At 60.8% G+C, this 11,796-nt stretch carries 14 protein-coding genes and 1 tRNA gene; 4 read left to right on the top strand and 11 right to left on the bottom strand.

Annotated features, from left to right (window positions below):
• Nucleotides 1-8: 8 nt before the first annotated feature.
• Nucleotides 9-842, top strand: a complete 834-nt coding sequence (locus tag ACUTJJ_RS16405) for an aldo/keto reductase (RefSeq protein WP_445542806.1) — start codon at nt 9-11, stop codon at nt 840-842.
• 73 nt (nt 843-915) lie between these two features.
• Here ACUTJJ_RS16405 and ACUTJJ_RS16400 read toward each other — a convergent pair whose 3' ends face one another.
• The 4 genes from ACUTJJ_RS16400 to ACUTJJ_RS16385 all read right to left on the bottom strand — a co-directional run bounded on the left by ACUTJJ_RS16400 (nt 916) and on the right by ACUTJJ_RS16385 (nt 3,291).
• Nucleotides 916-1,221 (bottom strand): hypothetical protein, encoded by a 306-nt coding sequence (locus ACUTJJ_RS16400; RefSeq protein ID WP_144577034.1) that lies wholly within the window; start codon nt 1,219-1,221, stop codon nt 916-918.
• A gap of 131 nt (nt 1,222-1,352) precedes the next feature.
• Complete coding sequence (locus tag ACUTJJ_RS16395) at nt 1,353-2,477, bottom strand: zinc-dependent alcohol dehydrogenase family protein (RefSeq protein ID WP_445542805.1); 1,125 nt, start codon at nt 2,475-2,477, stop codon at nt 1,353-1,355.
• A gap of 278 nt (nt 2,478-2,755) precedes the next feature.
• Nucleotides 2,756-2,986: a 30S ribosomal protein S21 gene (gene rpsU / locus ACUTJJ_RS16390; RefSeq protein ID WP_063948077.1), complete on the bottom strand. Its 231-nt coding sequence runs from the start codon at nt 2,984-2,986 to the stop codon at nt 2,756-2,758.
• A 230-nt stretch (nt 2,987-3,216) separates the two neighbouring features.
• Nucleotides 3,217-3,291 (bottom strand) — tRNA-Gly (locus tag ACUTJJ_RS16385).
• Nucleotides 3,292-3,647: 356 nt separating this feature from the next.
• Here ACUTJJ_RS16385 and ACUTJJ_RS16380 point away from each other — a divergent pair.
• Nucleotides 3,648-3,869, top strand: coding sequence for a hypothetical protein (locus tag ACUTJJ_RS16380; RefSeq protein WP_077224699.1), 222 nt, complete (start codon nt 3,648-3,650; stop codon nt 3,867-3,869).
• 80 nt (nt 3,870-3,949) lie between these two features.
• On the opposite strand, the gene dps is transcribed toward ACUTJJ_RS16380, so the two are convergent.
• The 6 genes from dps to ACUTJJ_RS16350 all read right to left on the bottom strand — a co-directional run bounded on the left by dps (nt 3,950) and on the right by ACUTJJ_RS16350 (nt 9,462).
• Nucleotides 3,950-4,438 carry a DNA starvation/stationary phase protection protein Dps gene (gene dps, locus ACUTJJ_RS16375; RefSeq protein WP_063948076.1) on the bottom strand — a complete coding sequence of 163 codons (489 nt, stop codon included), beginning with the start codon at nt 4,436-4,438 and terminating at the stop codon, nt 3,950-3,952.
• A gap of 120 nt (nt 4,439-4,558) precedes the next feature.
• Nucleotides 4,559-4,819, bottom strand: coding sequence for a hypothetical protein (locus tag ACUTJJ_RS16370; RefSeq protein WP_445542804.1), 261 nt, complete (start codon nt 4,817-4,819; stop codon nt 4,559-4,561).
• 211 nt (nt 4,820-5,030) lie between these two features.
• Nucleotides 5,031-6,548, bottom strand: a complete 1,518-nt coding sequence (locus ACUTJJ_RS16365) for a tripartite tricarboxylate transporter permease (protein WP_063948074.1) — start codon at nt 6,546-6,548, stop codon at nt 5,031-5,033.
• Between the two features lie 104 nt (nt 6,549-6,652).
• On the bottom strand, nt 6,653-7,147 hold the full coding sequence (locus ACUTJJ_RS16360) for a tripartite tricarboxylate transporter TctB family protein (protein ID WP_063948073.1): 495 nt from the start codon (nt 7,145-7,147) through the stop codon (nt 6,653-6,655).
• Entirely contained in the window at nt 7,144-8,055 is a 912-nt protein-coding gene (locus tag ACUTJJ_RS16355; protein WP_371417878.1) for a Bug family tripartite tricarboxylate transporter substrate binding protein, read from the bottom strand. The genes ACUTJJ_RS16360 and ACUTJJ_RS16355 overlap by 4 nt, the downstream gene beginning before the upstream one ends.
• A 309-nt stretch (nt 8,056-8,364) precedes the next feature.
• On the bottom strand, nt 8,365-9,462 hold the full coding sequence (locus tag ACUTJJ_RS16350) for an ABC transporter substrate-binding protein (RefSeq protein ID WP_445542803.1): 1,098 nt from the start codon (nt 9,460-9,462) through the stop codon (nt 8,365-8,367).
• A 51-nt stretch (nt 9,463-9,513) separates the two neighbouring features.
• Between ACUTJJ_RS16350 and ACUTJJ_RS16345 the strand changes: the two genes are divergently transcribed.
• Both ACUTJJ_RS16345 and ACUTJJ_RS16340 read left to right on the top strand, forming a co-directional pair.
• Complete coding sequence (locus ACUTJJ_RS16345) at nt 9,514-10,194, top strand: response regulator (protein ID WP_063948181.1); 681 nt, start codon at nt 9,514-9,516, stop codon at nt 10,192-10,194.
• Nucleotides 10,191-11,567 carry a sensor histidine kinase gene (locus tag ACUTJJ_RS16340; protein WP_445542802.1) on the top strand — a complete coding sequence of 459 codons (1,377 nt, stop codon included), beginning with the start codon at nt 10,191-10,193 and terminating at the stop codon, nt 11,565-11,567. Before ACUTJJ_RS16345 ends, ACUTJJ_RS16340 begins: the two co-directional genes overlap by 4 nt.
• 44 nt (nt 11,568-11,611) lie before the next feature.
• Here the strand turns inward: ACUTJJ_RS16340 and ACUTJJ_RS16335 are convergent.
• On the bottom strand, nt 11,612-11,796 hold a 185-nt coding region (locus tag ACUTJJ_RS16335), incomplete at its 5' end, for a hypothetical protein (RefSeq protein WP_445542801.1).

The following is an 11,796-nucleotide window of genomic DNA, read 5'->3' as shown; positions in this document are numbered from 1 at the left end:
GAAAATATATGTTTAATGTGACTGCCAGTGGTGCGTCGATCCCGGCGCTCGGTTTCGGCACGTTTCGTATTCCCGGTCCTGATGTTCTGCGAATCGTTCCCCACGCCTTGAGGGCCGGTTTCCGTCATATCGATACCGCCCAGATTTACGGCAACGAGGGAGAGGTCGGCGAGGCCATCGTCAATTCAGGCGTCGCCCGCAACGATATTTTCCTGACGACCAAAGTGTGGGTGGAGAATTACCGGCATGATGCCTTTCTCGCTTCCGTCGACGAAAGCCTGAGGAAGCTGAGGACCGATCATGTGGACCTGCTGCTGCTGCACTGGCCGAACGAGGCGGTGCCGCTTGCCGAACAGATCGGCGCGCTGAACGAGGTGAGGAAGGCAGGCAAGGTACGCCACATCGGCGTTTCCAACTTTAATAGAAACCTGATGGCCCAGTCGGTTGCACTTTCCGAGGCGCCGATCGTTACCAACCAGATCGAGTATCATCCCTATCTCAACCAGGACGCCGTGATCGAGGCGGCCAGAGAGGCGGGGATGGCGATCACCGGCTATTACGGCATGGCCGACGGCAAGGTCTTTTCCGACCCTGTGCTGAAGGACATCGCTGCCGGACACGGCAAGTCCGTCGCGCAGATCGTGCTGCGCTGGCTCGTTCAGCAGGAGGGCGTGATTGCGCTGTCGAAGACAGTCAGCGAAGCGCGGGTCGCGGAAAATGTCGCGATTTTCGACTTTGCGCTTTCTGACGAGGAGATGGCCACAATCAGGGCACGCGCTGTTGCCGGCGGCCGCATCGTTTCACCGGATGGTCTTGCGCCCGTTTGGGACGAGCCTGCCTGACGATCAAAAGGGGAGGGGCGTTGCTCCTCCCTTTCCGTGTCTGCCTGATCTCAGTGCAGGGAACCGACCGCCGTCATATGCCCGATCCGTCCAGTTCGCGGTCGTCTTCACCCTCCCAGGGTGTCGGCATGGAAGGGCGGTCATTATTGGCGGCAGGCACGGGCAACCAACACTTCAGTTCCGTTTCCGCATATTCAATGATGCGCCCTGGGGACGAATCTGAGGAGCGCCAGCCTTCTGCCCCGAATTGATCGCCTTTTGACCAATAGGCAAGGTCAACCTGGGCCGGTCCCTGTTCCGACGCGCCGATCGTGACGAGAATCCGGTTACCGTCCTTGGGCGCACTTGCCATGTGCCGCCACCTGTATGCCTCATCCATCGTTGTCCTCCCGCCGGCTGGTTGCATGTGTCGCCCCGTCATTAAAATCGGCGGGTGCCACCTTGTGCAACCTTTTTGTCAATGTCCCGGGAACGAATGTCTGCGGCTCCGCGGGGCGTTCCGGCCCCGGTTCAGAATTCGATGACCTGCCTGACCGCGCTGCCATCATGCAAGCGGTCGAAAGCCTCGTTGATATCCTCGAGCTTGAGCCTTGCGCTTAGAAGACGGTTCACCGGCAATCGGCCATCGCGATAAAGGGCGATGAAGCGCGGAATATCCCGCAGGGGTACGCAGGTGCCGATATAGCTGCCCTTCAGCGTTCGCTCTTCCGCGACGAGTTGAACGACATTGACCGGCAGCGCGGCGCCCGGGGGCGGCAAGCCCGCCGTCACCGTCGTGCCGCCGCGTCTGGTCATCTTGAACGCGTTTTCAAGCGCACGGACGGACCCGGCCATTTCGAAGGCATAATCCGCGCCCCCAGATGTGATGGCGCGCACCTGCTCGACAGCATCCTCGTCGCCTCCATTCACGACGGCAGTGGCGCCGAGTTCGCGGGCGAGCGCGAGTTTTTCGGAGGAAAGGTCAACGGCGACGATTTTGCTCGCGCCCGCCGCCCGCGCGCCAAGGACCGCTGCAAGGCCAACGCCGCCGAGCCCGATGACAACAGCGGTCGAACCTGCTTTCAGCGCCGCAGTATTCACAACGGCGCCGACGCCGGTCAGAACTGCGCAGCCGAACAGGGCCGCCTCGACAAAGGGAAGGTCCCGGTCGATCTTAACCAGCGAATGGCGCGACACGACCGCGTATTCGGCAAATGCCGACACGCCAAGGTGATGGTGCACGGCCTCGCCGCGATAGTTCAGCCGCCTTGCGCCACCCAGCAGTGTGCCTGCCCCATTGGCGGCCGCGCCTGGTTCGCACAGCGCTGGCCTGCCTTCCGCACAGGGAAGGCAATGTCCGCAACTCGGCATGAAGACCATGACGACATGATCGCCCGGCTCGAGATCGACAACGCCTTCGCCCAGCGCTTCGACGGTGCCGGCGGCTTCGTGGCCAAGCGCCATCGGCATTGGGCGGGGCCTGTCGCCGTTGATGACGGAAAGATCGGAATGGCAGAGTCCAGCCGCGCGGATGCGTACAAGGACTTCGCCCGGACCGGGAGGATCAAGGTCGATCTCATCGATCGTCAGCGGTTTGCTGATAGCGTAGGGGCGGGGCGTATGCGTCTTGCGCAATATCGCGGCTTTGACCTGCATCGGTTCCTCCATCTGCGAAAACGGGAAATGGGGTGGCGATGTCATCGCGGCCGCGGCTGGCGCGGAACGTCCGCGTACGGAGCCCGGCAATGCGGACCGGAATGTCTCACCTTCGGCATGCCTGCGGCGCTGCACGAGGTATCGGACCAGGGCCCTAAAACAGCATGCGCCCGCCAGCCTTGAGGCCCCGGGCGCATAGACGCAAAACTACCATCGCGGTCCGCTGTTTCCGCAGAACCGCGCCATCGACATTGCCGATGACGATACCAGAAGTCTGGTTACCGGGTCTTCTTCGGCTTCGAGGGAAGAAGGCCGTCGCGCTGCATCTGCTTGCGGGCAAGCTTTCTCTGGCGGCTGACAGCTTCTGCCTTCTCACGTGCCTTCTTGATCGACGGCTTTTCAAAAGCTTCGCGCAGACGCATTTCGCGGAAGACGCCTTCGCGCTGGAGTTTCTTCTTCAGGATGCGCAATGCCTGGTCGACATTGTTATCGCGTACTAGAACTTGCATATGCCCCTCTTGAGGTCGGAAAAAAACGGTAGGCCACCATACTCATTTTACGGCCGAAGCCAAGATCAACGAGCGCCTTGTGACAGTTATTTCTTCAATAATGTCGGCGTTTCCGTGTCTTTTGGCCGTCCGGATGAATTGGCGGAATTTCACGGGGGCATGGCCGGTCCGGCAACAACGACGCGTTCCGTATCGTTGAAGGAAGCTTTATCCGGCTTGCCCTGAAATTTTGGAGCGGGCGAAGGGATTTGAACCCTCGACCCCAACCTTGGCAAGGTTGTGCTCTACCCCTGAGCTACACCCGCTCAAATCCACCGGTCCGGGGTAGTTCGCTGAACCGTGGGCCGCCGAAGCGGCGACGGCTGCTATATCGCTCAAACGTTTTTGGAATGCAACAGATTATTTTGAGGTTTTTGCGGAAATCCGTCTTCTTGTGACCGCAGGCGGTATCGCCAGTGTCCAAGGGTGGGGTCCGGCCGGAAGATGCTGTTTCCGCTGCCCTTTATACCCGGCTCTCAGGAAGAAGCCGGCAGTCGGCACAGAAAATGACCCGTTTACATTTGGTTAAAATCTGATTCGACAAGTGATTCGTTCAGGTGTACAAATCTCCTGTCCACGAAAAAAAGAAACGATACTTGGCAAATCATCAGGAGGATGAGCCTTGTCGTATGCAGCTTTTGAACGGGTTGGCGCACAACTGTCGCCGGAGCAGATTACCGATCTACAAAACATTTTCGATGGCGTGTGCTTCGAGTGCTTTCAGGATCGCAGCAGCCACGTTGCCAATGAATGCGCAGCGGTTTTGATCCGCAGCGCCCAGCGTGGCATTCTCGATCATGACATGCTGAGAGATATCGGGCGCGCCGTCTTGCGGCGCCATTGACGCGTCAAAATAACGCCGCTTGAAACAGACAGCGCCCGGTTGGACCGGGCGCTTTGCTGTTTTTAAGCCGTTAGGTCGGCTCAGTTCTTTTCCTGCACATGCGCTTCGAGGAACCAAAGCGACTTGTCGAGGTCGCGCGAGGCGGCGGTGAAAATGTCCGCCGTCGTGGGGTCGCCTGCCTCGTCGGAATCGTCGATCGCCTTGCGGACCATGTTGGCCACGTCGCCGTAGCGCTCGATCAGCGCTGCCAGGTGATCATGGATCGTATAAATGTCCGTCGGATAGGCCTTGAGCTTCGTCGCTGACGCAACCGTCTGCGTGCTGCCGAGCGCGGTGCCGCCAAGCTGCACGGCGCGTTCCGCGATCGTATCGCTATGCTTGTCAATCAGCGCGCGGAACTTGTCGAGCAGCTCGTGGACGGCGATGAATTGCGGGCCCTTGAGGTTCCAGTGCGCCTGCTTGGTGATAAGCGCGAGATCGATGATCGACGCGAGGTTCTCGTTGAGAATGCCGATCACGGTCGATTTTGCATTGGAAGGCAGGTCGTTTTTCGTCTTGTGGGTCTTCATCGAAGTCTCCTGGGAAGGGCGGACGGAAAGCCGCTTTGGAAAGTCCGTCGTATAACGCAACGGCCTGTGCCCTGTTCCATTTCGACGTCAGATGACCGGAAATGGGTTCGACACCCCTGCTCAGTTCGGCGGCCAGTCGCCGATGATTTCGCGGCGTTCGAGTTTCAGCGAGCGATCCGGCTGGATGCGGTACGTCTCGATGGCGAGACGTCCGTCGCCCATCACGAATTCGTGGCTAAGTGTGCTGCCGACCGGGGATTTTTCAAGCTTGGTACGCGGTTGCCCGCCATAGGTGATGCTGCCAGGAATGGGCTCGACATCGTGGGCGCCGGCGCTGCAGCCGGTCAAAGCAAGGATGGTCAGGATCGCTAGAGGTCTCATGGTCTGTTCCTATCGCCTTCGTCAACTGTACCATGTCCGGGGGAGCGGGATCATCGGAAAAGTCGGTTTCGTTACGCAGTCTGAACGCAAGACAGTCGGTTGCCGGTTGTGTTCCATGCTGCCCGAACCGTGCGGCAATCGATAACGTTCCACAAAAAAGGCCCCGCATCCGAAGATACCGGGCCAGTTGCCTTGGGAGGCTCTTTAATTCTCAGTCCTCGTTGGCAGCAAGCTGGGTCAGTACTTCACCGCGGCCGCGGATACGCATGATCAGCGGAATGATGAAGGCGGCTGCCGCGACGATGAAGAGGCCAACGGCAATCGGCGAGGTGAAAAGTACCGTCGGATCGCCCTGACCGATGGCCAGCGCCCGGCGCAGCTGCTGTTCGGCAAGCGGGCCGAGGATGAGACCGACGACCGCAGGCGCGATCGGGTAACCGAAGATGCGCATGATGTAGCCGAGGATACCGAAAGCGAGCAGCATGCCGAGTTCGAACACCGACGGATTGGCGCCGATGGTGCCGAGCGTCGCAAACAGCAGGATGCCGGCGTAAAGCCAGGGCTTCGGGATGGTCAGCAGCTTTACCCACAGGCCAACGAGCGGCAGGTTCAGCACCAGGAGCATCAGGTTGGCGATGAACAGGCTGGCGATCAGGCCCCAGACGAGCTGCGGGTTGGTCGCAAACAGCAGGGGGCCGGGCTGCAGGCCATATTGCTGGAAGCCGGCGAGCATGATGGCGGCGGTCGCCGTCGTCGGCAGGCCGAGCGTCAGGAGCGGCACCAGCGTGCCGGCGGCCGAGGCGTTGTTCGCCGCTTCCGGACCCGCCACGCCTTCAATCGCGCCGTTGCCAAATTCTTCCGGATATTTGGTCAGCTTCTTTTCGGTGGCGTAGGAAAGGAAGGTGCCGATTTCAGCGCCGCCCGCCGGCATCGCGCCGATGGGGAAGCCAATCAGCGTGCCGCGCAGCCAGGCTTTCCACGAGCGTGCCCAATCCTGCGCATTCATCCACACCGAACCCTTGACCGCCTCCACCTTGTCGGGGCCGCTATTGCCCTGGGCGACGATGAAGAGTGTTTCGCCAATCGCAAACATGGCCACGGCAAGCGTCGTCACTTCGACGCCGTCAAGCAGGTCGGGAATGCCGAAGCTCATGCGGGTCTGTCCGGTCAGCTGGTCGATGCCGACGATGGCAAGTGCGAAACCGATGAAGAGCGAGGTGAGGCCACGCAGCGCCGAATCGCCGAAAGCGGAGGAAACGGTGACAAAAGCGAGGACCATCAGCGCGAAATATTCACGCGGGCCAAAGACCAGCGCCAGCTTGACGATATAGGGCGCGATGAAGGCGAGTGCGATGGTGGCGATGAGGCCGGCGACGAAGGAGCCGATGGCGGCGGTGGCAAGCGCCGGACCGCCTCTGCCCTTGCGCGCCATCTTGTTGCCTTCCAGCGCCGTCACGATCGAGGCGCTTTCGCCCGGTGTGTTGAGCAGGATCGAGGTGGTCGAGCCGCCATACATGCCGCCATAATAGATGCCGGCGAACATGATGAGCGAACCGGCGGGATCGAGCCGGTAGGTGACGGGAAGAAGCAGCGCGACGGTCAGCGCCGGGCCGATGCCCGGCAGAACGCCGACGGCGGTGCCGAGGGTCACGCCGATCAGCGCGTAGAGCAGGTTCATGGGTTGGGCGGCAACCTCAAGACCGTGCAGCAGGAATTCAAAGGTACTCATGGACAGATGTCCCCCTGTCGAGCGGTAGGGCGGGCGGAACGGCTGGCTTCGTCGTCACGACGCGCCGGCTGTTCCCGTGATCTCTGATGTCGTCGGAATGGCTGTCAGAAGAACAGCCGTTCCAATGGGCCAGCGGGCAGAGACAATTGCAGCAGCTGGGCAAATACCACCCAGATGACGAAGCTCAGCACGATGCCGACCGGGATCGAAAACCAGAGCTTGCGTTTGCCGAAAGCGCGCGCCGTGAAAGCAAACAGCAAACCGGTGGCGATGGAGAACCCGGCCAGGTTCAAAAGCAGCATCTGCGCGGCAAGGCCCGCGACGACCCAGATGACCGGGGCGATTTCCTGTTTGTCGCGTTCGGGAAAATCCCCGCGCCAGGCCTCGATGGCCGTCCAGATCGCCAGGCCGACAAGACAGAAGGCAATCGCGTAAGGCACGGTGGCCGGGCCGACCGGGGAGTAACCGGTGACACTGGCCAGGCGGGCGCTATCCCAGAAGATCACGCCGGCGACGATGACGAGGGCGACAGCGATCACCAGCGCCGCCCAGTCGGGGCGACGCTTCTGATCGTGCGAGGGGTTGAAACCCTGGCTCATTTTTTCACCAGTCCGATGTCTTTGAGGATGGTTTCGGTAGCGGCGGTGTCCTTGGCAAGCTGTTCCTTGAAGGCGTCACCGGCGAGATAGGTATCCATCCAGCCCTTGGTCTTCAGGGTTTCCTGCCACTTGGCGGACTTCACCAGCTTTTCGATGTCGGCATTGACGGCCTTTTCCTGATCGGCGGAAATACCGGGAGGAGCTGCAACCATGCGCCAGTTCTGCACGACGACATCAAGACCGCTTTCCTTCAGCGTCGGTGCGTCGACGCCTTCGAGACGGTTTTCGCTGGTGACGGCAAGAAGGCGCAGCGTGCCGGCCTTGACCTGACCTTCGAATTCGCCGTAGCCGGAAACGCCAGCCGTGACCTGCGAACCGAGGATCGAGGCAAGTGCTTCGCCGCCGCCGGAATAGGCGATGTAGTTGATCTTGGTGGGGTCAACCCCTGCCGCCTTGGCGATCAGGCCAACGGCGATATGGTCGGTGCCGCCGGCAGAGCCGCCGCCCCAGGACACGCTGCCCGGATCTTTCTTCAACTGCTCGACGAGTTCGGCCATGGTCTTGATAGGCGACGATGCCGGGACGACAACGGCCTCATATTCACCCGTCAGGCGGGCAATCGGCGTCACTTCCTTCAGTGTTACGGGCGCATTGTTGGTGAGGATCGCGCCGACCATCACGTAACCGCCGACGATGAGGGCGTTCGGGTTACCCTTCTGCTGGCTGGCAAACTGCGCAAGACCGATGGTGCCGCCGGCGCCCGGTACGTTCTGCACCTGGACACTCTTGGAAATGCCTTCTTCCTGCAGGACCGTCTGCAGCGAGCGCGCGGTCTGGTCCCAGCCACCGCCGGGGTTGGCAGGCGCAATGATCGTGTAGTCCGCGGCAGCTGCCGGAAGAGCGATCATGCCCGCCAGGAATGTGCTGATAAGAAAATGTTTCACGTCGAAAACCCTCCTCAGGATGCCCTTTCCGGGCGTCATTTTTCGTTTATGCGGAAGGGATTTCTGGGGACGCAGCTTTGCCGGCGTTGAAATCAAAACGCTCGGTCTTTGGAATCGTCCCGGATGTCCTCCCGCATCTTCTTCCGCCTCCACGGAATGAAGAAGGATTGCAGAGCATCATAAAAAGCTGTCATCTAACTGACGTTAAGCAAGTCCTCGCTCATTTACTCTCTATTAATTTCTGCAAACCGTAAAGCTTTGTGTCTGACGGTGTTATTGTGACCGCAAGGCTTCGTTCCAGCGCTCGATCAAGCGGCTGCGCTTGACCTGATCCAGATAGACCATCAGGCCGGGGCTGACCGGCACGGGCCGCAATTGCGCGCCATGGATGGCCTGCATGGTGTTGGCGGTGTTTTCGCCGGCCACCTCCGGGCTGACGGCAGGGATCTGCAATTGCCGGGCCATGATCGTCTGGCCTTCCTTCGACATGAAGAATTCGAGATACCGCCGGCCAAGTTCGGGATTTGCGGCCGCCTCCGGCACCAGCCCGATGCGTGACATGACCACGGTATAGTCTTTCGGCAGCACGATGCCGACATCCGGGTGGCGCGAGGCCCAGTCCGCCGCATAGGAGCCGAGGATATTATAGCCCATCACGAAGCGCCCGTCGGAGACACGCTCCAGAATGGCGGACGAGGTGGAATAGACTTTTACGCCCGCAGCACCCATGGCCTTGATGACGTTCCAGATATCGCCGAACTGCTCCTGGTCGCGCGACATGAACAGAAAGCCGACGCCGGAGCGCTCGATGTCATAGGTCGCGATGCGGCCATGCACCTCTTTAGCGTGGCGTTCGAGATAATCGACAAATTCGGCGCGGGTGGCGGGTGGCTTCTCGGTGGTGAAGCTCGGCTTGTGATAAACGAAGACAGCCGGCTCGAAGGTCAGCGCGTAAGCCGTATTGCGCCAGTTCGCCCAGGCGGGCCAGCGGGCGCTCATGGCGAGATCGGAACGCTGGGCATAACCGTCATTGCTCAGCTTCACCTGCAGATCCATGGCGGAAGAGAAGGCGAAATCGGCGGTCTTCTTGCCAGCATCGGTTTCCTTGACGATGCGGTCATAGATTTCGCCGGTCAGCATATCCTCGTAATGGACGGCAATATCGGGATTGGCCTTCTGAAAGCCCTCGATCATCGGCGTCGCCAGCGGCTCGTCCAGAGAGGAGTAGACCACCAGCGTTTGGGCATCCGCCTTGCCCGAAGGGGCCGGAAAAATGGCAACCTGCGCAAGCGCGGGGAAGGCCATGCAAAGACAGAGGCAGAGGAGAAGGCAGATACGCATGGAAAAGATCATGCAGCAGGCGCTTGCCATTCACAAGCGGCAAGGCTCTGGTTAAACTCGGCAATGCTGCGGGAGGAAGATTTGCGTATTTTGCTGGTCGAGGACAATCAGGTGCTGTCGGAAGGGCTTTCGGCGCTTCTGCGCGGCAGCGGTTATGCGGTGGATGTGGTATCCGACGGCGCTTCCGCCGATGCCGCGATTGCGGCTGAAAGTTTCGATCTGGTCATTCTCGATCTCAACCTGCCGGAAATGGACGGTATAGAGGTGCTGCGCTCCATGCGTTCGCGCCAGGACAAGGCGGCAGTGCTGATCCTGACGGCGCGCGGCACGCCGGAAGAAAAGGTTAAAGGGCTCGATCTCGGCGCTGACGACTATATGATCAAGCCTTTCGACGTTGCCGAATTCGAGGCCCGCGTGCGTGTTCTCCTGCGCCGCAACGCCGGGCTTCGGTCGTCGGTCCTCAGTTTCGGCAAGGTGCTGTTCGACCTGACGTCGCGCACATTTTCGGCGGATGATCGCCCGCTCGATATTCCGGCCCGTGAAGTGGCGTTGCTGGAGGTGCTCTTCATGCGGGCCGGCAAGGTGGTCGCCAAGGAAGCGATCGTGCAGTCGCTGACCGGCTTCGACGACGATATTTCCGCCAATGCCATCGAGCAATATGTCAGCCGCCTGCGCAAGCGGCTTGCGCCCCACGGGCTGACGGTGAAGACGGCGCGCGGCATCGGTTATTATCTCGAAAAACTGCCGGAGATGGCGGAATGATCAAGGCCGCCTATTCGCTCAGGCGGCGACTTCTAGGCTGGCTCCTCATCTCCACTGCCATCATCGGCTGCGTGGCGCTGACCGACACCTGGCGCGAGGCGGTGAACACCGCCAATGTGGTTTCAGACCGGGTGCTTTCCGGTTCGGCGCTTGCCATTGCCGAACGCGTGGTAGTGGCGGAAGACGGCTCGCTGGAGGTGGATATTCCCTATGTCGCGCTGGAAATGCTGACATCGGCGGCGCAGGACCGGGTGTTTTACCGGGTCGACGGACCCAACGGACAATTCCTCACCGGTTACCAGAACCTGCCGACGGTCGAAAACAAAAACGGCGATACCCCCGCCTATCGCGATGCGGTGTTTCGCGATGAGCCGATCCGGGTCGCTGCCATCAGGCGCTTCGCGTCGACCGGCATTAATTCCGTCCCCTTTTCCGTCACGGTTGCCGAAACCACCATTGCCCGCAGCCAGCTGGCGCAGGCGATTATCCTTCGCTCGGCGCTGCGGCTGCTGTTCATGATCCTCGGGGCGGCGATCATCGTCTGGATCGCCGTGACGATTTCGCTCAGGCCGCTTTACCGATTGAGCGAAGCCATTGCCGAGCGCAGCCCGAACGATCTGCACCCCATCCGCCAATCCGTGCCTGTCGAGGTGGAGAACCTGGTGGAGACGGTCAATTCCTTCATGGTGCGGCTGCAATCGGCGCTGGATGCGCTCCGGCACTTCACCGGCAATGCCAGCCACCAGCTGCGCACGCCGCTCGCCATCATCAGCACCCAGCTTGCGCTTTCCGCCCGCGCAACGAGCCTCGAGGAAGCGCAGGCGGCGGCGCTGAAGGGCGGCGCTTCGGTGGCGCATGCCGAACATATCCTCGCCCAGCTTCTGCGCATGGCCAATATCGATGCCGCGGGCTCCAGCGAGAAACATGATTTTTCCGCCATCGATCTTGTCGCAGTAGCGCAGAACGTGACGGCCGATTTCGTGCCGCGCGCCGCAGAGGCGGGTATCGATCTCGGTTTCGAAGGCGAGGGCGAGGTGACAATTCTCGCCGAACCGCTCCTCATCGGTGAACTGATAGGTAATCTCGTTTCCAATGCCATCAACTATTCCGGGCGCGGCGCGGAAGTCACCGTGCGCGTTGGCCGCGAGCAAGCGATTGTCTGGCTGGAGGTTGAAGACAATGGCCCAGGCATCCCGCTCGAAAATCGCGCCATCGTTCGCCAGCGCTTCGCACGCGGGCAGGAAAACGCGGCGCCGGGTGCGGGCCTCGGACTTGCCATCATCGAGGAAATAGCCGGGCTGTTCGGCGGGCGGCTGGCGCTGGAGGATGGCGCCGGCGGGCGGGGCTTAAGGGCGCGGGTGGAATTCTGCTGAGGCGGCACTGCTGTACCGCCTCCTTGGGACTAGGCTGGATAGCCCTATTCGTTCATCTTGTCGATGATCTGCATCATGATGTCGGCGCAAGCCTTCATCGGCTCGTCATCGGCACATTTGACGTCGATCTTGCGCTCGCCGTCTTCAATCCTGAAATGTGCGGCCTTGGAGGGCGGTGGCGGCGGCATTCTCTTGCCATGCGGGCCATCGCGCCAGCCTGCTTCTCTCG

The sequence above is a fragment of the Agrobacterium sp. DKPNP3 genome (genome assembly GCF_052686535.1).
Note: the sequence above shows the minus strand (reverse complement) of the source record. Positions and strands in the feature narration are given on the sequence as shown.

Excerpts from the sequence above, each read along its gene's own strand:
- ACUTJJ_RS16340 (WP_445542802.1), top strand. The coding sequence starts at position 10,191 with ATGATCAAGGCCGCCTATTCGCTCAGGCGGCGACTTCTAGGCTGGCTC.
- ACUTJJ_RS16360 (WP_063948073.1), bottom strand. The coding sequence starts at position 7,147 with ATGAGCCAGGGTTTCAACCCCTCGCACGATCAGAAGCGTCGCCCCGAC.
- ACUTJJ_RS16405 (WP_445542806.1), top strand. The coding sequence starts at position 9 with ATGTTTAATGTGACTGCCAGTGGTGCGTCGATCCCGGCGCTCGGTTTC.
- ACUTJJ_RS16395 (WP_445542805.1), bottom strand. The coding sequence starts at position 2,477 with ATGCAGGTCAAAGCCGCGATATTGCGCAAGACGCATACGCCCCGCCCC.
- ACUTJJ_RS16365 (WP_063948074.1), bottom strand. The coding sequence starts at position 6,548 with ATGAGTACCTTTGAATTCCTGCTGCACGGTCTTGAGGTTGCCGCCCAA.
- ACUTJJ_RS16400 (WP_144577034.1), bottom strand. The coding sequence starts at position 1,221 with ATGGATGAGGCATACAGGTGGCGGCACATGGCAAGTGCGCCCAAGGAC.
- ACUTJJ_RS16355 (WP_371417878.1), bottom strand. The coding sequence starts at position 8,055 with ATGATCGCTCTTCCGGCAGCTGCCGCGGACTACACGATCATTGCGCCT.
- ACUTJJ_RS16350 (WP_445542803.1), bottom strand. The coding sequence starts at position 9,462 with ATGGCAAGCGCCTGCTGCATGATCTTTTCCATGCGTATCTGCCTTCTC.
- dps (WP_063948076.1), bottom strand. The coding sequence starts at position 4,438 with ATGAAGACCCACAAGACGAAAAACGACCTGCCTTCCAATGCAAAATCG.
- rpsU (WP_063948077.1), bottom strand. The coding sequence starts at position 2,986 with ATGCAAGTTCTAGTACGCGATAACAATGTCGACCAGGCATTGCGCATC.
- ACUTJJ_RS16370 (WP_445542804.1), bottom strand. The coding sequence starts at position 4,819 with ATGAGACCTCTAGCGATCCTGACCATCCTTGCTTTGACCGGCTGCAGC.